This window comes from Beutenbergia cavernae DSM 12333 (genome assembly GCF_000023105.1).
Classification (GTDB): Bacteria; Actinomycetota; Actinomycetes; order Actinomycetales; family Beutenbergiaceae; genus Beutenbergia; species Beutenbergia cavernae.
Map to the genome: position 1 here is coordinate 1995719 of NC_012669.1, position 22855 is coordinate 2018573.

Annotated in this window: 15 protein-coding genes; 14 read left to right on the forward strand and 1 reads right to left on the reverse strand. The window is 73.6% G+C overall.

Annotation, left to right across the window (positions count from 1 at the left end; genetic code table 11):
- The first annotated feature begins 9 nt into the window (after positions 1-9).
- Positions 10-1227 (forward strand): radical SAM family heme chaperone HemW, encoded by a 1218-nt coding sequence (hemW, locus tag BCAV_RS08785; RefSeq protein ID WP_015882241.1) that lies wholly within the window; start codon positions 10-12, stop codon positions 1225-1227.
- Positions 1228-1318: 91 nt separating this feature from the next.
- Positions 1319-2677, forward strand: coding sequence for an integral membrane protein (locus BCAV_RS22940; RefSeq protein ID WP_015882242.1), 1359 nt, complete (start codon positions 1319-1321; stop codon positions 2675-2677).
- Positions 2678-2767: 90 nt separating this feature from the next.
- Here BCAV_RS22940 and BCAV_RS08800 read toward each other — a convergent pair whose 3' ends face one another.
- The gene (locus BCAV_RS08800) at positions 2768-3586 is read right to left on the reverse strand and encodes a DUF3097 family protein (RefSeq protein WP_015882243.1); all 819 of its coding nucleotides are present in this window, start codon (positions 3584-3586) and stop codon (positions 2768-2770) included.
- A 282-nt stretch (positions 3587-3868) separates the two neighbouring features.
- Here BCAV_RS08800 and hrcA point away from each other — a divergent pair, with 282 nt between their 5' ends.
- From hrcA to BCAV_RS08860, 12 genes are all read left to right on the forward strand, one after another.
- The gene (gene hrcA, locus BCAV_RS08805; RefSeq protein WP_015882244.1) at positions 3869-4924 is read left to right on the forward strand and encodes a heat-inducible transcriptional repressor HrcA; all 1056 of its coding nucleotides are present in this window, start codon (positions 3869-3871) and stop codon (positions 4922-4924) included.
- 21 nt (positions 4925-4945) lie between these two features.
- Positions 4946-6073: a molecular chaperone DnaJ gene (gene dnaJ / locus BCAV_RS08810; RefSeq protein WP_015882245.1), complete on the forward strand. Its 1128-nt coding sequence runs from the start codon at positions 4946-4948 to the stop codon at positions 6071-6073.
- Between the two features lie 123 nt (positions 6074-6196).
- Positions 6197-7327 carry a PhoH family protein gene (locus BCAV_RS08815; RefSeq protein WP_015882246.1) on the forward strand — a complete coding sequence of 377 codons (1131 nt, stop codon included), beginning with the start codon at positions 6197-6199 and terminating at the stop codon, positions 7325-7327.
- Positions 7324-7776, forward strand: a complete 453-nt coding sequence (gene ybeY / locus BCAV_RS08820; RefSeq protein WP_015882247.1) for an rRNA maturation RNase YbeY — start codon at positions 7324-7326, stop codon at positions 7774-7776. The genes BCAV_RS08815 and ybeY overlap by 4 nt, the downstream gene beginning before the upstream one ends.
- Before the next feature lie 5 nt (positions 7777-7781).
- Positions 7782-8720, forward strand: coding sequence for a GTPase Era (gene era, locus BCAV_RS08825; protein WP_015882248.1), 939 nt, complete (start codon positions 7782-7784; stop codon positions 8718-8720).
- A gap of 38 nt (positions 8721-8758) precedes the next feature.
- Entirely contained in the window at positions 8759-10318 is a 1560-nt protein-coding gene (locus tag BCAV_RS08830) for an alpha/beta hydrolase family protein (protein WP_050761705.1), read from the forward strand.
- A gap of 14 nt (positions 10319-10332) precedes the next feature.
- Positions 10333-11643 carry an outer membrane protein assembly factor BamB family protein gene (locus BCAV_RS08835; protein WP_015882250.1) on the forward strand — a complete coding sequence of 437 codons (1311 nt, stop codon included), beginning with the start codon at positions 10333-10335 and terminating at the stop codon, positions 11641-11643.
- Positions 11644-11685: 42 nt separating this feature from the next.
- Positions 11686-12540, forward strand: coding sequence for a PP2C family protein-serine/threonine phosphatase (locus BCAV_RS08840; RefSeq protein WP_015882251.1), 855 nt, complete (start codon positions 11686-11688; stop codon positions 12538-12540).
- Complete coding sequence (locus BCAV_RS08845; protein ID WP_015882252.1) at positions 12537-14231, forward strand: FHA domain-containing protein; 1695 nt, start codon at positions 12537-12539, stop codon at positions 14229-14231. The genes BCAV_RS08840 and BCAV_RS08845 overlap by 4 nt, the downstream gene beginning before the upstream one ends.
- Positions 14228-15760, forward strand: coding sequence for a serine/threonine-protein kinase (locus tag BCAV_RS08850; protein WP_015882253.1), 1533 nt, complete (start codon positions 14228-14230; stop codon positions 15758-15760). The genes BCAV_RS08845 and BCAV_RS08850 overlap by 4 nt, the downstream gene beginning before the upstream one ends.
- A gap of 25 nt (positions 15761-15785) precedes the next feature.
- A complete protein-coding gene (locus BCAV_RS08855) occupies positions 15786-16478 on the forward strand; it encodes an FHA domain-containing protein (RefSeq protein ID WP_015882254.1) in 693 nt (230 codons plus the stop codon).
- 153 nt (positions 16479-16631) lie between these two features.
- Positions 16632-22829 (forward strand): Ig-like domain-containing protein, encoded by a 6198-nt coding sequence (locus BCAV_RS08860; protein ID WP_050761707.1) that lies wholly within the window; start codon positions 16632-16634, stop codon positions 22827-22829.
- Positions 22830-22855 lie beyond the last annotated feature (26 nt).

Consider the following 22855-nt stretch of genomic DNA (forward strand, 5'->3'; position numbering starts at 1 on the left):
GGGACTGCGGTGCCGCAGCTGCCTGACGGCGACCCGCCGCCGTCGGACGGTTCGCTCCCGGCGTCGGTGCTGCCCGGGGCGGACGAGCGCGCGTTCGGGGTCTATCTCCACGTCCCGTTCTGCCGGGTGCGGTGCGGGTACTGCGACTTCAACACGTACACGGCGAGCGAGCTCGGCGGCGGCGCGAGCCAGGCCGCTTATGCGGCGACGGCGCAGCGGGAGATCGCGCTGGCGGCGCGGGTCCTCGCGTCGTCGGGTCTGCCCGAGCGCCGGGTCGAGACGGTCTTCGTGGGCGGCGGGACGCCCACCCTGCTGCCGCCCGGCGACCTCGCGGGACTGGTGCGCGCCGTCGACGACGCGTGGGGCCTCGCTCCAGGCGCTGAGGTCACGACCGAGGCGAACCCCGACTCGGTGACGCCGGAATCGTTGGCAGCGCTCGCCGACGCGGGGTTCACGCGCGTGTCGTTCGGGATGCAGTCCGCGGTCCCGCACGTGCTCGCCACGCTGGACCGCACCCACGATCCCGCCCGCCTGCCCGCCGTCGTCGCGTGGGCGCGCGACGCCGGTCTGGCCGTCTCGCTGGACCTCATCTACGGGACGCCCGGGGAGACGCTCGACGACTGGCGCGTCAGCCTCGAGAAGGCCGTCGCGCTCGATCCGGACCACGTGTCGGCGTACGCCCTCGTCGTGGAGCCGGGGACGGCGATGGGTCGGCAGGCGGCGCGCGGTGAGCTCCCGGCTCCGGACGGCGACGACGAGGCGGCGAAGTACGAGCTGGCCGACGCCGTGCTCGCCGACGCCGGGTACTCCTGGTACGAGATCAGCAACTTCGCCCGGACCTCGGCCGACGAGTGCCGCCACAACCTCGCCTACTGGCGCGGCGACGACTGGTGGGGGATCGGGCCCGGGGCGCACAGCCACGTCGGGGGCGTCCGGTGGTGGAACGTCAAGCACCCGCGCGCGTACGCCGGCCGGCTCGAGGCCGCCACCTCGCCGGCCGCGGGCCGGGAGACGCTCGACGACGACGCGCGCGAGCTCGAACGCGTGCTGCTCGGGATCCGCCTCGCGACCGGCCTGGACGCCGAGCGCGCGGACGCCGCCGCGGTGGCCGAGCTCGCCCGCGGCGGGTTGGTGAGCGTCCGGTCGCCGGGCGACGGCGGCCGGCGTCTCGTGCTCACGCGGCGCGGGAGGCTGCTCGCCGACACGGTGGTTCGCGCGCTGACCTGAGGCGGCGCTTCGCCTTGACACCCTCGGGTGGTGGCGGTTCGCTGAGGCGCGTGCCGCTCGTCCCGCGCGGCCGTCGAGCACGAGGAGCGACATGAGCAACCCGACCGGCCCGGAGAACCCGGAAGGCTCCGACGAGAGCCGTGAGTCCACGGGCCCTGACGCGCCGCTGCCCCCGGACGAGCCGTCGGTCTCGCAGGAGCCTCCCGCGGAGCCGGTGATCCCGCCGGCGCCCCCCGTCGAGCCGGGCGTGCCGCCGGCACCTCCGGCGGAGCCCGTGATCCCGCCGGCCGAGCCGGTGGTGCCGCCCGCTCCGCCGGTCGAGCCGGAGGCGCCGCCCGTCGTGCCGCCGGTGGTCCCGCCGCCGAGCCCGCCGGCCGAGCAGGTGGTGCCGCCCGCGCCACCCGTCGTGCCGCCGGCTCCCGCCCCGGAGCCCGACGCGCCGCAGGCTCAGAGCTATGCCGCACCGCCGCCTCCGGCGAGCGCCTATCCGCCGCCGGACCAGGGCGGGTTCACCGGGGGGGCCGCCGTCCCGCCACCGCCCGCGCAGCCGGGCTCCGAGCTCCCACCGCAGGCACAGCCTGCGGCCGTCCCGCCGCCTCCGGCGCAGCCGGGCTTCTCGCCCCCGCCCGCTCAGGCTGGCGGTTTCCCGCCGCCCCCGCCCGGCCAAGGTGGGTTCCCGCCTCCTCCCGGTCAGGGTGGTGGCTTCCCGCCGCCTCCGCAGGGTGGGTTTCCGCCGCCTCCGCAGGGCGGGTTCCCGCCGCCGGGCGGCGCGTACGCCAGCCAGGTCCAGGCGACCGACGGCTTCTCCTGGGGCTGGAAGAAGTTCACGGAGAACTGGGGCACGCTCGTCCTCGCCCAGCTGCTGTGGGGCCTGATCATCGCCGCTCTGGTGATCCTCTGGTCGTTCATCATCATCGGGATCGGGCGCGCGGCTGCGGGCTCGGGTTCTGCGACGGAGGACGCGTTCAGCGTGCTCGGCTTCTTCGGCACGGTGGTGCTCTTCTTCGCCGTCATCGCGGGCGCCTTCCTGTCCCAGATCGGCATGGTGCACGGCTACCTCGAGATCGCGAACGGCAAGCCGGTCACGCTGAAGGACTTCTTCACGTTCAAGAACGTGGGAGCCGCGCTGGGCGCGACCCTCCTCATCGCGCTGGCCTCGATGGTGGGATCGTTCATCATCGTCGGCGGCCTCATCGTGCTGTTCTTCGCGCTCTACGTCATCTGGTTCATCGTCGACCAGCGACGTGGAGCCATCGACGGCATCAAGGCGGGCATCAACCTCTCGGCGAACAACTTCGGGCAGACGGCGCTTCTGCTGCTCCTCGTGCTCGTCGCCAACGCGGTCGGGAGCGCTCTGTGCGGGATCGGGACACTGATCTCCGCCCCGCTCGGCAACCTGGCGACCACGTACATGTACCGCAGGCTGCAGAACCAGCCCGTCGCACCCTGACGTGGCACGACGAGCGGGCCGGGGCGGCGTGCCGCCCCGGCCCGTCGCTCGTGCTGGGCGGGGAAGCGCCAGAGGCTGACGACGCCGGCGTCAGCCCTCGCCGGTGACGAAGTCGACGAGCTCCTCGACCCGGCCCAGCAGCGCGGGGTCGAGGTCGCGGTAGTCGCGCACGTTGCGCAGGATCCGCTTCCAGCCCGCGGCGACGTCCGCCTGGTCCGCGTGCGGCCAGCCGAGCGCGCGCAGCGTGCCGGTCTTGATGTCCTCCGACCGGGGGACGTCGGGCCATACGCGCAGACCGACGCGTTCCGGCCGGACGGCCTGCCAGACGTCGACGTAGGGGTGCCCGAGCACGAGCACCGCGTCGGCCGCAGGACCGAGCCGGCGCAGAGCCTCGGCGGTGAGGCGCTGCTCCTTGCTCCCGGGCACGAGGTGGTCGACCAGGACGCCCGCGCGGCGCCCGGGACCCGGCGCGAACTCCGTGAGCGCGTCGGCGAGGTTGTCGACGCCGTCGAGCAGCTCGACGACGACCCCCTCGATCCGCAGGTCCTCGCCCCACACGTGCTCCACGAGCTCGGCGTCGTGGCGTCCCTCGACCCACAGGCGCGAGGCCCGCGCCACCCGGGCGCGTGCGCCGGCCACGGCGCGCGAGCCGCTCGCGGTGCGGACCGCGGCGCGGGGGCGCTCGCCGCGCGGCATCACGAGCCGCACCGGTTCGCCGTCGACCCAGAAGCCCGGCCCGAGCGGGAAGGTCCTGGTGGTTCCGCGCCGGTCCTCGAGAGCGACGGTGACCCCGCCCGCGCTCTTCTCGACGCGCACGACGGCGCCGACCCAGCCCGTCTCGACGTCCTCGACGACGAGGCCGGCGACCGCCGGCTCGTCGCGCGTCACGCGGCGGGTGCCGGTCCGCACTCGCGGATCGGCGCTCAGAGCATCTGGCCCGTAAGGGTCGGGGAACCCACGGCGGTCGGAAGGCACCCGGCGAGGATGCCGCACCGGTCGGCGTCGTGACGCGCGACCCACCGGGGGACGGCCGGAATCGCCGGGGCCGACGGCGTGTCGCCCGTCGGTGCGCCCGCCCGGCCGGTGCGGCCGCGAGGATGGCGGCGCCGGGACGCCGGAGGCGCGCGCTGGCAGCAGCGTAGAATTGGCACTCGGCCCGGGTGAGTGCTGGCACGCGATCGAGGGAGGACCATGAGCGACGAACGACGCCTCGAGGTCCTGCGCGCGATCGTGCGCGACTACGTGAGCACCCGGGAGCCCGTCGGGTCCCGTGCGCTCGTCGAACGGCACGCGCTCGGCGTCTCCCCGGCGACCATCCGGAACGACATGGCGGCGCTCGAGGAGAGCGGCTACATCGCGCAGCCGCACACGTCGGCCGGACGCGTGCCGACCGACAAGGGGTACCGGCTCTTCGTCGACCGGCTCTCCACGCTCAAGCCGCTCACGCCGGCGGAGCGCCGCGCGATCGAGCACCTGCTCGACGAGGCCGTCGACCTGGACGACGTCGTCGACCGCACGGTGCGGCTCCTCGCGCAGATCACGCACCAGGTCGCCGTCGTCCAGTACCCCTCGTTGCGCCGCACGACGCTGCGGCACATCGAGCTCGTCCCGATGGCCCCGGGTCGTCTGCTCGTCGTCATGATCATGGACACCGGGCGGGTGGAGCAGCGCACGATCGAGCTGGCGGCCGACGCCGCGCCCGACGAGGCTGTCGTCGCGGAGCTGCGAGCCCGGCTGAACGCGGTGGGTGCCGGGCGGCGCATGCCGCGTCTCGGCGTCGAGCTCGAGATGCTGCCCACCTACTTCGCCCCGGCCGACCGCCCGTTCGTCGACGCCGTCAACGCCGTGATCGCCGAGGCGCTCGCGGAGGAGACGGAGGAACGCATCGTCATGGCCGGCACGGCCAACCTGGCGCGTTCCGACACGGACTTCCCGCGCACCATCAGCCCCGTGCTCGAGGCGCTCGAGGAGCAGGTGGTACTGCTGCGCCTGCTGTCCGAGATGGCGCTCGACGCCGAGGAGGTGCGCTCCGAGCGCGGCGACGGCATCAGCGTGCGGATCGGCCACGAGAACCGGCACGCGGGTCTGGCGGAGACGTCGATCGTCGCGTCGGGTTACGGTGGGGTCGCGGCGGACGACGCCGTCGCCTACCTCGGAGTTCTCGGTCCGACCCGGATGGACTACCCCACGACCATGGCGTCGGTGCGTGCCGTCGCCCGCTATCTCTCCAGGGCCCTCGGCGGCTGATCTTCGAGCAGGAAGCCACACGTGACGGATTACTACGAGGTCCTGGGCGTCAGCCGTGACGCGACGACCGAGGAGATCAAGAGGGCGTACCGCAAGCTCGCGCGGACGCACCACCCGGACGTCGCCGGGCCGGTCGAGGCCGAGCGGTTCAAGGACATCACGGCCGCGCACGAGGTCCTGTCCAACCCGGAGAAGCGTCGAGCCTACGACATGGGCGGGATGCCCGGGATGAACGGGATGGGCGGCGACGCCGGTGCCGGGTTCGCGTTCTCGGACATCTTCGAGACGTTCTTCAGCGCGGCGTCCGGCGGTCCGGCCGCCCGCGGGCCGGTGCCGCGGGCACGCCGTGGCCAGGACGCGCTCGTGCGGATCGACGTCGACCTCGCCGACGCCACGTTCGGCACGCACCGTGACCTCCAGGTCGAGACGGCCGTCATGTGCGGCACGTGCCACGGCACGTGCTCCCGCCCGGGCACCGGCCCGCGCACGTGCGACGTGTGCGGCGGGCGCGGCTCCGTGCAGCGGGTCGCGCGCTCGTTCCTCGGCCAGGTCATGACGACGCAGCGGTGCGACGCGTGCGGCGGCTTCGGCTCGACGATCCCGGACCCGTGCCCCGAGTGCGCCGGGGAGGGCCGGGTGCGGACCCGGCGCACCATCGGCCTCGACGTGCCCGCGGGCGTCGAGTCCGGGACCCGGATCAAGCTCACCGGCCAGGGCGAGGTCGGCCCCGGCGGAGGGCCCGCGGGCGACCTGTACGTCGAGATCCGGGAGCGGGCGCACCCGGTGTTCACCCGGCGCGGCGACGACCTGCACTGCACCATGGCGCTGCCGGTCACGGCGGCGGCGCTCGGCACGGTGCTCGAGCTCGAGACGCTCGACGGCGCCCAGCAGGTCGACATCCGCCCGGGGACGCAGCCCGAGCAGGTCGTGACGCTGCGCGGTCTCGGCGTCGGGCGGCTGCACGGCGGCGGGCGCGGCGACCTCCACGTGCACGTCGACGTCGAGGTGCCGACCCAGCTCGACGAGCGCCAGGAGCAGCTCCTGCGCGAGCTCGCCGCACTCCGCGGGGAGGAGCGCCCGGAGGCGCGCCTGGCGCCCGCCGGACCTGGGATGTTCGCCCGGCTGCGGGACAAGCTGGCGGGCCGCTGACGCGGCGGCCCTCGCCGTCGTCCACGCCCGCCACGGTGCGCAAACACCGTGCCGCCACGCGAGCGTCTCGATAGACTCGCAGCCCACCCCGACCGAGGAGATCCAGGGCCACCGGCCCCCACCATGAGACGCATCGTGCCCACCGACGCCACGGCCGACCGACCCGACGCGGCGGGCACGGCAGGGGCGTCGAACCCCCCGACCTCGCCGTCGGCGGAGGTCCGCCATCAGATCACCGTTCCCGACGACGTCTCGATGGTCGCGCTGCTCGGCCGCCGCGACGAGGTGCTGCGCGCGATCGAGCGCGGTTTCCCCGCCGTCGACGTCCACGTGCGCGGCAACGTGGTGACGCTGATCGGCCGTCCGGGCGACGTCGCGCTCGCGGAGCGCCTGCTCGACGAGCTCACCGAGATCGCGGCGACCGCGCAGCCCCTCACGGCCGACGCCGTCGAGCGTGCCATCTCGATGCTCACGTCGCCGACGGCCGAGAGCCCCGCACGCGTGCTGACGATGAACATCCTGTCCAGCCGGGGTCGCACGATCCGCCCGAAGACCGTCGGTCAGAAGGAGTACGTCGAGGCGATCGACCGCAACACCGTGGTGTTCGGGATCGGCCCTGCCGGCACGGGCAAGACGTACCTCGCCATGGCAAAGGCCGTCCAGGCGCTGCAGTCGAAGCAGGTCAACCGCATCCTGCTCACGCGGCCGGCCGTGGAGGCGGGCGAACGCCTCGGCTTCCTGCCCGGCACGCTCAACGACAAGATCGACCCGTACCTGCGTCCGCTGTACGACGCGCTGCACGACATGATCGACCCGGACACGATCCCTCGTCTGATGGCGGCCGGCACGATCGAGGTGGCGCCTCTCGCCTACATGCGTGGTAGAACGCTCAACGATGCTTTTATCATTCTTGACGAAGCGCAGAACACCTCGGCCGAGCAGATGAAGATGTTCCTCACGCGGCTCGGGTTCGGCTCGAAGATGGTCGTCACGGGCGACGTCACCCAGGTCGACCTGCCCGCCGGGACGCACTCCGGCCTCCGCGTCGTCCAGGACATCCTCGACCAGATCGACGACGTCGCGTTCTGCCGCCTGACGTCGGCCGACGTCGTCCGCCACCGTCTCGTGGGCGACATCATCGACGCGTACGCCCGCTGGGACGAGAGCGAGGGCCACCACCTGCCGCCCCAGCCGCGCGGCCGCAGCGCCGCGCCACGCCGGGCGCCACGCAGCTCCGGGGAGGCTCCGGCGTGAGCACCGAGGTCAGCAACGAGTCGCCGGTCACCGTCGACGAGGCCGAGTTCGCGGCGCTGGCGCGCTACGTGCTCGACCAGCTGCACGTGCACCCCCAGGCCGAGCTGTCGATCCTCTTCGTGGACATCCCGGCGATGTCCGACCTCCACGAGCGCTGGATGGACGAGCCGGGGCCGACGGACGTGCTGTCGTTCCCGATGGACGAGCTGCGGCCGGGGCGCGACGACGCGCCGTCCGGCCCGGGAGTCCTCGGCGACGTCGTCCTGTGCCCTGAGGTCGCCGCCGAGCAGGCGCGGACCGCCGGGCACAGCACCGAGGAGGAGCTCCTGCTCCTCACGACGCACGGGATCCTCCACCTCCTCGGCTTCGACCACGCCGAGCCGGACGAGGAACGTGAGATGTTCGACCTCCAGCGCAAGCTGCTGCTGACCTTCCTCGCCGGGCGGTGAGCGGCATGCCAGCGGGGTCGCTCGTCAGCCCCGACGTCCCCGAAGGCTTCCGGGCCGGCTTCGCGAGCGTCGTCGGCCGCCCGAACGCCGGGAAATCCACGCTCGTCAACGCCCTGGTCGGGACGAAGGTGGCGATCACGTCCGGCCGGCCGCAGACCACGCGCCACACGGTGCGCGGCATCGTGCACCTCCCCGACGGGCAGCTCGTGCTGGTGGACACGCCGGGGCTGCACCGGCCGCGCACGCTGCTCGGACGCCGTCTCAACGACCTCGTGCTCGCGACCCTCGCCGAGGTGGACGTCATCGCGTTCTGCCTGCCGGCCGACCAGAAGGTCGGCCCCGGCGACGCGTACATCGCGCGTCAGCTCGAGGACGTGCGGACCCCCGTCGTCGCGCTCGCCACGAAGGCCGCGACGGTGTCGCGCCAGCGGCTCGTCACGCACCTGGCCGAGATCGACCGGCTCGGACGGTGGGCGGACATCGTGCCCGTCTCGGCGACCGAGCAGTACCAGGTCGACGTCGTCACCGACGTCCTGCTCGGCCACCTGCCCGAGAGCCCGCCGCTCTACCCGGACGGCGAGCTGACCGACGAGCCCGAGCACGTCATGGTCGCCGAGCTCGTCCGGGAGGCGGCGCTCGAGGGCGTCCGCGACGAGCTGCCGCACTCGCTCGCCGTCGTCGTCGACGAGATCGTGGAGCGACCGGGCAAGGAGGACGGCGCGGGCTCCGGCCTGCTGGACGTCCGGGTCAACATCTTCGTGGAGCGGGACAGCCAGAAGGCGATCGTCATCGGCGCGAAGGGCTCCCGGTTGCGGGACGTCGGGACGACGGCGCGTCACGGCATCGAGGCGCTGCTCGGTGCCCGGGTGTTCCTGGACCTGCGGGTGAAGGTCGCCAAGGATTGGCAGCGTGACCCGAAACAGCTCGAGCGGCTCGGTTTCTGACCGTCGGGGGCGAGGATGACGGATCAGGGGAGGGTCGTGTGCTGAGACGGACGACCGGGCTGCGGGAGCGGGCGGCGCGCGCGCTCGGACGCGTCCCGGTGAAGGGCGTGGCGATCGTCGCCGTCGTCGTCGTCGCGCTGGGCGCCGCCGGCGCCCTCGCCGGGCCGTCCTGGCGGCCCAAGCCGCTCACCGTGACGGCCGACCCCGAGACCCCGGACCCCGCCGTCGGCGACCCCGTGGCGCCGGCCGTCGTCGGCACGTACCCGACGACGTCGCGGCTCGTCGAGGTGCAGCTCGACGGCGCGCAGGTGGCGGCCGAGATCATGGAGCCGATCGGTGCGGCGGGGCTGCTGCCGGGAGTCGTCTTCCTGCACGGCGCGGGCACCGGGCACCACACGGCGTTCACGGAGCAGGCGAGGGCGCTCGCGAGCGCGGGGATCGTGGCACTGGTCCCGGACAAGCGGCTCGACACGTACACGACCAACGAGCGCGACTACGTGGCGATGGCTCGGGACTACCACGCCTCCGTGGAGGCTGTCCGTGCGCTCCCCGGTGTGGACCCCGACCGGGTCGGGATCTACGGCGAGAGCGAGGGGGCCTGGATCGCGCCCGTGCTCGCCGCCGAGGATCCGGCCATCGACTTCATGGCGCTCATCTCCGCGCCGGTGGTCGCTCCGCGTGTCCAGGCGGCGTTCGCGACCGACTCCTACCTGCGCAACGTCGGTGTGCCGCCGGGGCTCATGCGGGCGATCCCGCGGGCGACGGGCGTCCACGTGCCCGGTGGCGGCTTCGACTACGTGGACTTCGACGCCACGCCCTACATGACCCGCGTCACGCAGCCGGTGTTCATGGCCTACGGGACCGACGACGCCTCGATGCCCATCGTCCAGGGACCCCTGCAGGTCATGGACCAGGTCGCCGGGGGCAGCGACTCCGTGCTCCTGCGCTACTACGCCGGCGCGAACCACGGGATCCGGTACGGCAGCTCGACCGGACCGCTCGTCGAGGAGTTCCTCGAGGGTCTGGCGCGCTGGATGCTCGACCCCGTGGGCACCACGCAGCTGGGCCCGCAGATCGCCGGCGACACGCCCGTCCAGCGCTACGTCGCCGACGTCGTCCCGACCCCCCGCTGGTTCGCCGACGGTCAGATGCTCGTGTGGACGACGCTCGGGGCCGTGCTCGTGCTCGCCCTCGGGCCCATCCTCTGGGGCGCCGCGCGCCTCGTGGCGCGCATCCGGGGCCGCGCCGCGCACACGCTCCCGCCGCCCTTGGCCCGCCGCTCCGGAACGTTCGCGGCGGTGACGCTGGGCACCGTCGTCGTGCTCCTGGGGTACGTCTACCAGATCGCCCAGCTCGCGCTGAACTACCGCCAGAACGACCTGTTCGTGTGGGGCGGCTGGGTGGCGCTGCAGGCTCTCGGCGTCGCCGCAGCGGCTCTCGGCGTCGTCTCCGTCGGGGCGGCTGTCAGGACGCTGCGCACGGGCGGTGTGCGGGCCTTCGGCGTCGTCGGTGGGCTCGGGTGGCTGTGCGTGCACCTGGGCTCCGCCGCCCTGCTGCTCGTCGCCGCCTACTGGGGGGTGTACTCACCGCTCTGGTGAGGGACGATCGTGGGGTGAACCCCCGCGGGGACGTCGAGTTCGACCTCGACCTGGCGGGCGCCGAGGACGCCGGGCGCGCTCGTTCGCGCGCGGGCGGCACCGGCGGGGGTGGTCCGGAACCGTCGCGGCTCGCCCCGGTCCTCGGCTGGGGCACGGTAGCCGTGGTCCTTGCCGTCGTGGGCGTCGCGTTCCTGCCGACGCCCCCCGACAGCGTCGACCATCTCGTGGCGGACCTCTCACGCCGTCCGGACCTGGTGTGGGAGAGCGTGGCGCGTGACGCCACGAGCGCTGACGCGTTCCTGGCCCCCGACGCCGTGGTGACGTGGGGGCCGGGCGGCGTGGCCGCGTACGAGCTCGACACCGGTGCCGAACGCTGGCGTCTGGAGGAGCACGTCGAGTCGTGCGGCGTCGGGGCGCGCGAGGTCGTCGCGTGCCTCGTGGGGGCGGGTCTCGGGAGCCAGGACCGCGAGGTCCTCACCGTCGACGTCGCGACGGGCGAGACGCAGCGGCGCGACGGCGAGCACGTCGTCGTCGTGGACACGGTGCCGGGCCGGGTGGTGCGGACCGTGGAACTCCGGATGGACCGGATCGGGTCGGCCACCGTGGAGAGCAGGGGCCTGGTGGGGGAGCCGGAGTGGTCGGTGGTGGTCCCCTCGCCGGGCACCTCCCCGGCGTCGATGTCGACGGCCGGCGGGCTCGTCGTCGTGTCGGGCGAGGCAGCTCTCGCCCTCGACGCCGACGACGGCACCTGGCTCGACCCGGCTCACCTGCAGACGGCGAACGGCGGCACGGTGTGGGCGGCGTCCCGGCCGGGCGGGCCGGTCCTCGTGCACGGGATGGACGGTTCCGCCCTGGGTCAGCTGCCGCGCGGTGCGCTGCTGCCCGCGCTCGACGGGGCACCCGGCCGGGCACCGCACTTCCTCATCGACGCCGACGGGACGGTCGTGACCGACGAGTACGGGACAGTGCTCTGGCGCACGGACGAGGCGCTCGAGCAGGTCATCAGCGTGGGCGGTGTCGTCCTGCTCGTCCGACCGGGCGGCGGCGTGGACGCACGCGACGCGCGGGACGGTCGCGAGCTGTGGACCCGCGAGCCGGTCTCGGGCTGGTCGCCGCGGTGGACGGACGGCCGGTTGCTCGGGGCGACGACGCCGAGCCGGCACGGGTCGAGGCTGGTGGTCATCGATCCGCGGTCGGGGGCGGAGAGGTGGTCGCTCGACCTCGACGGCGGATGGGTCGTCGACATCTCACCAGCCGGGTACGTGCTCGTCGAACACGTCGACTCGTTCACCGTGTGGCGACTCCCGTCAGGGTGGTCCGCCTGACCGAACTAGGATTTCGCCCAGGCAACGGCGAGGAGGACCGGCATGGCGACGGCCTGGGGTGCCGCCACCGACACGGGGGGCGTGCGCACCGTCAACGAGGACGCCGTCCTCGCCCTACCCCCGGTGTTCCTGGTCGCGGACGGGATGGGCGGGCACGAGAAGGGTGAGATGGCGTCGGCGGCGGTCGTCGAGGCGTTCACCGACCTCGCGCACGACCTCCTGCGGCGCGGCGCCGCCGAGCCCGCGCGACCCGACGACGTCCGGCGCGCCGTCGAGCACGCGCGCGAGCTCATCCGCGAGAGCGTGGACCGGCTCGACCCCGCCCATGCGCGGAAGGTCGTGGCGGGGACCACCGTGTCCGGGGCGATCCTCACGGAGCAGGCGGGGACGCCGTACTGGCTCGTCTTCAACATCGGCGACTCGCGCGTGTACCGGCTCGCGGGTGACGACTTCGAACAGGTCAGCGTGGACCACTCGGTCGTCCAGGAGCTCGTCGACGCGGGAGCGATCGACCGGTCCGAGGCGGACCACCACCCGCAGCGGAACGTCATCACGCGCGCCATCGGCACCGGCGCGGCGGGGGAGGCGGACTTCTGGATGCTCCCGTGCGGCGAGCACGACCGGCTGATGATGTGCTCCGACGGCCTGACGGGTGAGCTACGCGTCCCGGAGATCGCCGCGGTGCTGCGCGCCGTGCCGCGTCCGGAGCGGGCGGCCGCGGACCTGCTGTCCCGGGCCGTGCGGGGTGGAGCGGGGGACAACGTCACGGTGCTCGTCGTGGACTCCGGCGGCGCGGCGTGGCACGCTGCCACGTCCACCGCCCCGCGGTCCGACGGCGCGGACGAGAACGAGGACACGATCCCCCGGGAGCCCCAGAAAGAGGTGACTGTGTCATGAGGCCACGAACGTACGTGCCCGGCACGTGGACGGCGATGGTGGCACCGCAGGCGGTGGTGGTGCTCGACCCGAGCGTTGCCCCGCTGACGGTGCTGCGCGTCTGGGACGAGGTGGAGGCGGGCTCGGACGTCACGTCGTGGGTCGAGCTGCTCGCCGGAGGTGGGCTCGCCGCCCTGCCCGCGTTCGCGCTCGTCCAGGTCACCCCGGACGGGGTGCGGGCGCTCCTGCGCGGGGACCTCGTGGTGGAGATCGACGGTCACTCGCTGGACGCGCGCGACGTCGCGACGTGGCGGGAGCAGCTGGCGCCGGAGGGCCGGGAGATCGTGGTGCGGACGCCGGAGGCGGCCGACGGCGTGGGTGACCTGCCCCTCGAGGCCGGCGTGGTTCGCGCGGCCCAGGTGCAGTACACGGTCACCGTGCGACCGACGCGCACCGTCGCCGCGCCTCTGCTCGTGCCTGCCGAGCTCGACGCCGACGGCGCAAGCGCAGTGGAGCCGGAGAGCGACGACGCGTCGGTGGACGCGACCGACGGGGCGACGACGGCGCTCGGTGCGGCGGGCGCGGTGACGGAGACGCTTCCCCCGGTCACTGCCGTGCCGTTCCCGGCCGTCCCCGCACCCGAGGAGCCCGTCGCCGGGCCGGAGGCCGAGGCGGAATCCGTCGACGCCGTCGAGGCGGTGGCCGACGGCGAGCCGGAGCCCGAGCGCGACGCGGAGGGCGAGAGCGAGCTCGAGGCCGAGGCGGAGGCAGAGGTCGAGCCGGAACCCGAGCCCGAGGTCGAGCCGGAGCCCGAGGCCGAACCGGAGCCGGAGCCGGAGCCGGAGCCCGAGAACGAACCGGAGCCGGAGTCGGAGCCGGAGCCCGAGAACGAGTCGGAACCCGAGCCCGCGTTCGAGTCGGAACTCGACGTCGAGCTCGACTCGGAGTCCGAGACCGAGCTCGAGGCCGTGCCGGAGCCGGAGCCGGAGCCGGAGCCTGTCGAGCTGGAGCCCGAGACCGAGCCGGAGCCCGCGGACCCGGAGGTCAGCGAGGACACGTTCGCCAGCTACGACCCGGACGACGTCGATGAGGGGGCCGAGTCGACGATCATGGTCGGCTCTCTCCCGAAGGCCGCGGCGCCCGGCGCGATGATCGACTCCGTGCCCGCGGCTCCCGCGCCGGTGCCCGGTGCGCCGCCGCTCCCGACGCCGCCGCCCAAGCCGTCCGACGCGCCCGCCGCGGCCGCCGGCGGCGATCACGACGGCCAGACCCTGCTCGCCGAGGAGCTCCCGGAACGTCAGGGCGGCGGCGTCGGTCCCGCTCCGGAGCCGGAGAGCGCGGCACCGCCGGCATACGTCCTGTCGTTCGCCCACGGCGCGCGGGTCGACCTGGACCGGCCGGTCCTCGTCGGTCGCGCGCCGGAGTCCCCGCGCTTCGACGGACCGACCCCGCCGCGGCTCGTCCCGGTGCCGAGCCCGGAGCAGGACATCTCGCGCACGCACGCCGAGATCCGGGTCGAGGGCGGCTACGTCATCGTCACCGACCTGCGGTCGACGAACGGCACCGTGGTGACGCGTCCGGGTCAGCCCGCCCAGCGACTGCACCCCGGTGAGGGTGTGCCGATCCCGGTGGGCACGGAGGTCGACCTGGGCGACGGCGCGATCATCACCCTCGAGCGGGGTGCCGGCGGTCCGGCCCACGACGGGCGATGAGTCCACGGCGCGCCCCGTCTCCGCCCCCGTCGATCCCGGGGTACCGGTTGGAGAAGCTCCTCGGGTCGGGGGGCTTCTCCGACGTGTTCCTGTACGAGCAGGCGATGCCGCGCCGCCGGGTCGCGGTCAAGGTCCTGCTCGCGCACGCGGACGGCCCGGACGAACGCGCCCAGTTCGCCGCCGAGGCGAACCTCATGGCCCAGCTGTCGACCCACCCTGCGATCGCGACGATCTACCACGCGGACACGGCGGAGGACGGCCGGCCGTACCTCGTCATGGAGTACTGCTCGCGGCCGAACCTGTCGGTGCGCTACCGGCAGGAGCGGATCGGCGTGGCCGAGGCGCTGCGCATCGGCGTCCGCCTGTCGGGTGCGGCCGAGACCGCCCACCGCGCCGGCATCCTCCATCGCGACATCAAGCCGGCGAACGTCCTCACGAACGACTACGGCTGGCCGGCGCTGACCGACTTCGGGATCTCGGTCCTCGCGAGCGGGGCTGACTCCGCGGGGGACGAGGTCGGCATGTCGATCCCGTGGGCCGCCCCCGAGTTCTTCGCCGACGACGCCCCGCGCGGCGTCGCCGCCGACGTCTACGCCCTCGCCGCGACGATCTACACGATCCTCGCGGGCCGGTCGCCGTTCGAACGGGTCGGCGGATCGAACACGGCGCTCGACCTCATCACGCGGATCGAGCGGGAGCCGGTGCCGCCGATCGGCCGCCAGGACGTGCCGGCGAGCCTCGAGCGCGTGCTGGAGCGCGGGCTGGCCAAGCATCCGTCGCAGCGGTACGCCACGGCGCTCGACTTCGCGCGCGCCCTCCAGCAGGTCGAGCAGGAGCTGCGCCTGGCCCCGACGCCGATCGACGTGCCGGACACGTCGTGGATCGCCGACGCCGTCGCCGCGAGCGAGGAGAACGCGACGCGCGTGCGGGCCGTCACCACCGTGGACCCCGTGCCGCGGGTGGACCCGCTGGAGCACACGGTGCTCGGCGGCTCGGTCGCGACCCGCCAGCAGGGGGCGGCGACGCCGGACCCGTTCCTCGCCGGGTACACCGTGCCGCCTCCGACCGAGCCCACCGCACCGCCGGGGCACGACCCGGCGGCTCCCTCCGGCGCCGGCCGGCGCACGCGCTGGTGGGTGTGGGCGACGGCGACGGTCACGGTGCTCGCGGCGCTCGTCGTCGTCGTGCTCGTCAACCGCGGCGCCGAGACTCCCGTCGAGCCGCCGACCTCGACGGCGCCGGACGACCCGACGGCGCCCCCGCCGGTCGTCGCGGTGCCCGAGCCCGAGGACCTGGCCGGCGTGCGCGACGGCGAGGACGTGACGTTCACATGGACGTTGCCCGACGACGTCGACCCCGCCGACTACTCGTTCAGCTGGACCGAGGTGGGCGGCGACGGGCGGGCTCAACCGGTCGACGCCTCCCCGCTGACGCTGACGGACCGGACCGGTACGGTGTGCGTCGAGGTGCGGACGCGGGCGGACGCCGGAGGACGGCTCTCCGGCCCGGTGAGCGCCTGCGTTGGCTGAGGCAGGATCGGGGCGAGTGATGTCGATGCAGCTGGAGTTCTGCGGCGAGTGGTTCACGCTCGACGAGGCGGAGCCGTTCACGATCGGTCGTGAGGGCGACCTCGAGATCGACGACAACCCGTACCTCCACCGCCGGTTCCTGCGCCTCGTGCACCGGGACGGCCTGTGGTGGCTCGAGAACGTGGGCAGCCGGATCTCGGCCACGGTGGCCGACCCCGGCGGCAACGTGCAGGCGTGGGTGGCTCCGGGCGCCCGGCTGCCGCTGGTCTTCGCGCGCACGACCGTCCTGTTCACGGCCGGCCCGACGACGTACGAGCTCACGATCGCCGGCGAGGAGCCGGCCTACGACAGCACGGCGTCCGACGAGATCGAGGTCGGCGAGACCACGATCGGGCCGGTCGCGCTGACGCCGACGCAGCGGGCGCTCGTGGTCTCGCTGGCCGAACCGGTGCTGCGCGGGCGGGGGAGCACGGCATCGATCCCGACGTCGGCGCAGGCCGCCGCGCGGCTCGGCTGGAACCTCACCCGTTTCAACCGCAAGCTCGACAACGTCTGCGAGAAGCTCAGCCGGACCGGCGTCCGCGGCCTGCGCGGAGGTCCCCGCCGACTCGCGGTGAACCGGCGCGCCCGGCTGGTCGAGCACGCCGTCGCCTCACGGCTCGTGACCGCCGACGACCTGCCGATCCTCGACGAGGAGGCCGAGCGCGCCGGCGTGTGAGACCTCCCGCCGACCTTCACCGGAGGTTCACTCCGGGTCCACTCATGGGCTGACCGGCCGGTCCGCCACCAGGTAGCCTGAGTCGGCTGTGCACGGCACTGCGCCATGCGCGCCTGCCCGATGACGACCCGGAGGGGGAACGAGCGAGTGAGGTTGGGCGAACGCCTGCGCCGGCACCGGTCCCGCATCGCGAGCGCGACGGTGATCTCGCTGGCCCTCGGCACCGTCGTCGCGCTCAGCCTCGACTACGACGGCGTCGCCACGGCCGACGTCGACCTCAACGACGGCGGGGTGTGGGTCAACAGTCAGAGCGACACCCGGATCGGCCGGCTGAACCGACCGATCGAGGAGGTCGACGCGCAGCTGGACGCAGCCAGCACGCAGTTCGACCTGCTGCAGCAGGCGTCCAACGTGCTCGTCGTCGACTCCGCCGCTCGCCAGGTGCAGCGCATCGACCCGGCCGCCGTGGCGCTCGCCGGTGGGGCGTCCATCCCGGCCCGCGCGCAGGTCGCGCTCGGGGGCGACGTCGTCGCCGTGCTCGACATCGACACCGGTGACGTGCGCACCGCCGACATCGCGTCCCTCGCGACGCTCGAGGACGAGGAGATCCCGCCGCTCGTCAACCTCGGCGCCGACGGCGTGATCGCCGTCGACGACGCCGGCACCACGTACGCCTTCTCGCCCACGGAACGCACGCTGACCGCCATCAGCCCGGAGGACGCCGCGGCGCTGCAGGCCGCCGGCGGCGCAGAGCCGACGGAGGGCGAGAGCGAGGACGCGAGCGCGGCGCCCGGCGTCGAGCTGCCCACGTGGGACCTGTCGTCGCGGCTCGAGGGCGAGCTCGCGGAGGCCGACCTCCAGCTCACGACCGTCGGCACCGACCCGGTGCTCCTCGTCTCGCGCGAGGAGCGCGTCGAGGACGCCGACAGCGGGGCCGTGTCGACCCGGACCCGGGTCCAGCTCGTGCAGCCCGAGCGCGCGACCGTCGAGCTCACCGACGTGGAGCAGCTCGCCGAGAACGACCTCTCGACGGTGCGGCTCCAGGCGTCCGGGCCGGCCGCCTCGACCGTCTCGTTGTCGACGCCGGACGCCCTGGTGCGCGTCCCGCTCGCCGGCGGCACACCGGTGGTCGCCGAGGTCGGCAGCCCCGGGGCTCCGGCTCAGCCCGTCGTCGTGGCGGGCTGCACCCACGGCGCGTGGTCCGGAGGCGAACCGACCTACCTGCGGCTGTGCCGCGACGAGCCGGTCTCGCTCCCGGTTCCCGAGGTCCCGGCGAACGCCGAGCTGGCGTTCCGCGTCAACCGGGAGGTCGTGGTCCTCAACGACCTCGTCTCCGGCAACATCTGGATGATCCAGGACACGCTCAAGCTCATCGAGGACTGGGCCGACACGACTCCGCCGCCGAACCCGTCCGAGGAGGAGGAGGAGTCCCAGCAGCAGATCCGCGACGAGGTGCCGCTCGACCGCGACGCCGAGAACCGGCCCCCGACGGCCACGGACGACGAGTTCGGCCTGCGGCCCGGGCGGACGACGATCCTGCCGGTGCTGGACAACGACTCCGACCCCGACGGTGACCTCGTCACCGTCACCCAGGTGGACTCGCCGCCGGAGAACGTCGGGACGATCGAGCCGATCCTCGGGAACCGGGCGCTGCAGATCACCGTGCCGCAGGACGCGTCCGGCAGCGCGCACCTCGAGTACACGATCGACGACGGCCGGGGCGAGCAGGACACGGCGACGATCTCGCTCGAGGTCATCGGCGAGGAGTCGAACACTCCGCCGGAGCTGGTCCGCGCCATCACGATGCGGGCCGCACGTGGAGCGACCGTGTCGATGAACGTCTTCACGGACATCCGCGACCCCGACGGCGACGACCTGGTGCTGGTCGGCGCCCGCGTCGACAACGAGCAGGACACCGTGCGGTACACCCCGGACGGGACGGTGACGTTCGAGGACGCGAACCTGTCCGACGGCGAGAAGACGGTCACGCTCTCGGTGTCGGACAACCGCGAGGTCGCGGAGCTCGAGATCACCGTCGAGGTGCTGCCGGAGGGCAACGCGAAGCCGGTCGCCGTGTTCGACTTCGCCACGGCGTACGTCGGTGAGCCGGTCGTGCTCGAGCCGATCGTCAACGACCAGGACCCGAACGGCGACCGCCTGCGCCTGGCCCAGGTGCAGCCCTTCGCCGCCGGCGAGACGAACCCGACGCTCGACTGGGACGGGACGATCGCGTTCACGCCCACCGAGGCGGGGTCGTTCGACACGACGTACCTCGTGGCCGACGACGACGGCGCGACGTCGGAAGGGCTGATCCGCGTCGACGTCGTCGAACCGGTGGACGGTCCCCCCACCGCCGTCCGCGACACCGCTCTGCTGCCGCCGGGCGGCGAGGTGATGCTCGACGTGCTCGTCAACGACACCGACCCGCGCGGCGAGGTGCTCGCCGTCCAGCAGGTCGACGTGCCGGACGGGCTCGGCCTGCACGTGGCCGTCCTCGAGCACCGGCTGCTGCGGATCAGCGCCGACCGCACGCTCACGGGTCCGGTGACGCTCGGCTACTCCGTCTCCAACGGCGTCGCGCAGGCGCAGGGCGAGGTCCAGGTGATGCCGCTCGGCGGGAACGCGCAGCCGCAGCCGCCGGTCGCCGTCGAGGACAGCGCCACCGTGCGCGTCGGCGACTACGTGACGATCCCGGTGCTGGCGAACGACTCCCACCCGAGCGGCGTCGACTTCAGCCTCGACGCCGAGGTCCCCGTGCCGCCGGAGGCGGGGGTCATGTTCGCCACCCAGGACGTGCTGCGCTACCAGGCTCCGAGCTCTCCGGGGCAGCAGGTCGCGACGTACCAGATCACCGACGAGAACGGTCAGTCGGCGTCGGCGAACGTGGTCGTGAACGTGGTGGCCGACGAGGGCAACCAGGCTCCCCAGCCCGAGCCGGTCGAGACGCGGGCGTTCCAGACCGAGCTGGTGCGTATCCCGATCGACCTCGTCGGGATCGACCCGGACGGCGACTCGGTCCAGCTGCTCGGCCTCGACTCCGCGCCCGAGCTCGGCCAGGTCGTCACCATCGGCCCCGACTACCTCGACTACCAGGCGTACAACTCCGTCACGGGCACCGACCGGTTCAGCTACTCCGTGCGGGACCGGCAGGGCCAGGTCGCGACCGGTGAGATCTCGGTCGGCGTCGTCGAGCCGCCGCTGCTCAACCGGAACCCGGTGGCGGTGCGCGACGACGCCTGGTACCGCCCGGGCCGCGACGTCGTCGTCGACGTGCTCGAGAACGACACCGATCCCGACGGCGACCCGCTCTACCTCGACGACCCGGCCGTCGTCGACGCCGCCGGCCTCGAGGTGGCGGCCGAGAACAACCGGCTCGTCCTCACCACGCCCGCCGAGTCCGGCACCTACCCCATCCAGTACGCCATCACCGACCGGCACGGCGGGAGCGCCGTCGGGTCGTTCGTGCTGGAGGTGTCGCCGGACGCGCCGCTGCTGCGCCCCGTGGCGCAGGACGACATCGTCCCGGTCGCCCAGCTGTTCGAGCGCGAGTCGGTCGACGTGCCGGTGCTCGCCAACGACTCGGACCCGGACGGCACCACCGACGACCTGACCGTGACGCTGCCGGACGGCCAGGAGAACGCGGAGGTCGTCGGCCAGGAGGTGCGGGTCACGCTGACGCCGCAGCGCCAGGTCGTGACGTACCAGATCACCGACATCGACGACCAGACCACGTACGCCTTCATCGACGTCCCGGGTGTCGAGGACTCCGGCCCGGCGCTGCGCACCGACGTCGAGCCCGTCGAGGTGCGTTCGGGGGAGCCTGTCGAGATCGCGCTCGAGGACTACGTCATCGCCCTGAGCGGCAACCCGGTCCAGCTCACGGACGCGAGCACGGTGTCAGCCACGAACAGCAACGGCGGACAGCTCGTGGTCGACGCGCGCACGCTGACGTTCACGTCGGCCGAGGACTACTCCGGCCCGGCGACGCTGACGTTCGAGGTCACGGACGCGGCCGACGTCGACGACCCCGAGCGGCTGACGTCGGTGCTCACGCTGCCGATCGAGGTCCTGCCGCTCGAGAACCGGCCGCCCACGCTGCGGGGGACGCAGATCGAGGTCGAGGCGGGCAGCCCCGAGGCCGTCACCGTCGACCTCACGCGGCTCGCCGACGACCCGGACGCCGCCGACCTCGACAACCTCACGTTCGAGCTCGTGTCCCAGCCCGACGGGTTCTCGGCGGAGCTGCGCGGCGGCACCGTGCTGGAGATCGTGGCCGACGTCGACACCCCGAAGGGCACTGTCGCACCGTTCGAGGTCAGCGTCTCCGACGGCGTCAACGAGCCGGTGGTCGGGGCCGTCGAGGCGCTCGCCGTGGCGAGCCGCGAGCCGCTGATCACGGCGGCCGACGACGATCTCGGCGAGGTGGAGCAGGGGGAGAGCGCCTCCGTCGACGTGCTGGCGAACGACTCCAACCCGTTCGGCGACGGCGACCGGACGATCGTCGACGCGCGGATCGAGACCGGCTCCGGCGGCGTCTCCTTCGACGGCTCGAACGTGACGGTGACGCCGGCGGCGGACTTCGTGGGCCGGATGGTCGTGGTCTACGCCGTGCAGGACGCGACGCAGGACCCGGACCGCCGCGTCGAGGCGCGCGTGCGTGCGAACGTCATCGGCGTGCCGGAGGTGCCGGCGCCCCCGCGGGTGGTGAGCGTGGGCGACCGCACGGTCACGCTGACGTGGACGGCGCCGATCGACAACGGTGCGCCGATCACCGGCTACGAGGTGACCGGGAACGGCTTCTCGCAGACGTGCGCCACGACGACCTGCGCGCTCACGGGGCTGACGAACAACGTGGAGTACACGTTCCAGGTCGCCGCCGTGAACAAGGTCGGCACCGGCGAGCCGAGCGCGCCGTCGGGCGTGGCGCGGCCGGACGTCAAGCCGGACACCCCCGCGGCGCCCACGCTGGAGTTCGGCGACGGCCAGCTCACGGTGAGCTGGGCGACGCCCAACTCGAACGGGTCGCCGGTGGACGCGTTCGACCTGCAGATCTCGCCGTCGACGGGGTCCGGGCAGGTGGCGCTCGGCGTCACGAACTCCTACGTGTGGACGGGTCTGCAGAACGGCACGTCGTACCAGGTGCGGGTCCGCGCCCACAACCAGGCGCCGGACCCGAGCGAGTGGAGCGCGTGGTCGGCGCCGGAGATCCCCGCCGGGGTGCCTGACCGCCCGCAGGCGCCGAGCGCGAGCCGCGAGGACACCCCGCTCGGCGGGCGGGTGAGCGCGTCGTGGACCGCCCCGCCCAACAACGGCGACGCGATCCGCGGGTACGTCCTGACGCCGTACCGCAACAACTCGGCGCTCGCCCCGATCACCCTGCCGCCCGGGACGACGTCGCACACGATCAGCGCCGACAACGGCGCCGACTACTCGTTCACCGTCATGGCCCGGAACAAGGCGGGCGACTCGCCGGTGAGCCCGAGGTCGAACGAGGTGCGCTCGTTCGGCAAGCCGGACCGGATCACGTCCGTGTCCGCCGCCCCCACAGGGTCCGACGGCCAGGTGCAGCTGACGTTCAGCGAGCCGTCCAGCAACGGTCAGGCGATCGCGCGCTACGAGTACTCGGCGAACGGCGGCGGCTGGCAGGCGCTCGGGAGCGGACACCGCGCGAACGGCCTGGCCGACGGCACGAGCTACACGTTCCAGGTGCGCGCCTGCAACACGTACTGCGCCGACGACAGCCCGGCCTCCAACGCCGCCACGCCGTACGGCTCGATCGCCGCGCCGAGCGTCAGCGCCGCGCGCTCCGGCGACCAGGCCGTGCGGTTCACCTGGAACCGTCCGGACGCCAACGGACGTCCCGTGGCTGTGTACGACTACCGCACGCGGGTCAACGGCGGGGGCTGGTCCGGCTGGCAGGGCGCCGGTTCGGGTGCGGTGACCGTCGGCAACGGCTACCAGCAGACCTGGGACATCCAGGTGCGCTTCGGCGTGAGCGGTCCGACGCAGACGGAGACGGGCAGCGCGAGCCTGCGGACGAACGACCCGCCGCCGCCCGCCCGCAGCATCAACTCCGTGCACGGCGACCGACGCACCTGCGAGGTCGGTGGCGGGGATTGCTACTACTCGGCGTTCGACTACGTGAACCTGCCCTCCGGCAGCTACAACATCCGCTTCTGGTCCACCGGTTCGATCCCCGGGTGCGGGTCGTACGAGCGCAACTACTCGAACGTCCCGCTGGGCGGAAGCTCGCGCTACCAGGCGACCGGCCACTTCGGCACGACGTGCGGCGGCACCATGCACGTGCGCATCACCGGCCCGGTCACGCTGGAGGACTCGAGTCCATGGTGAGGCGCCGCGTCGGCACCACGAGCAGA

What these genes read in the sequence shown, in the direction of transcription:
- BCAV_RS08840 (WP_015882251.1), top strand. Translation starts at nt 11,686, where the DNA reads ATGGCGACGGCCTGGGGTGCCGCCACCGACACGGGGGGCGTGCGCACC.
- hrcA (WP_015882244.1), top strand. Translation starts at nt 3,869, where the DNA reads ATGAGCGACGAACGACGCCTCGAGGTCCTGCGCGCGATCGTGCGCGAC.
- BCAV_RS08855 (WP_015882254.1), top strand. Translation starts at nt 15,786, where the DNA reads ATGCAGCTGGAGTTCTGCGGCGAGTGGTTCACGCTCGACGAGGCGGAG.
- BCAV_RS08845 (WP_015882252.1), top strand. Translation starts at nt 12,537, where the DNA reads ATGAGGCCACGAACGTACGTGCCCGGCACGTGGACGGCGATGGTGGCA.
- BCAV_RS08815 (WP_015882246.1), top strand. Translation starts at nt 6,197, where the DNA reads ATGAGACGCATCGTGCCCACCGACGCCACGGCCGACCGACCCGACGCG.
- era (WP_015882248.1), top strand. Translation starts at nt 7,782, where the DNA reads ATGCCAGCGGGGTCGCTCGTCAGCCCCGACGTCCCCGAAGGCTTCCGG.
- BCAV_RS22940 (WP_015882242.1), top strand. Translation starts at nt 1,319, where the DNA reads ATGAGCAACCCGACCGGCCCGGAGAACCCGGAAGGCTCCGACGAGAGC.
- BCAV_RS08850 (WP_015882253.1), top strand. Translation starts at nt 14,228, where the DNA reads ATGAGTCCACGGCGCGCCCCGTCTCCGCCCCCGTCGATCCCGGGGTAC.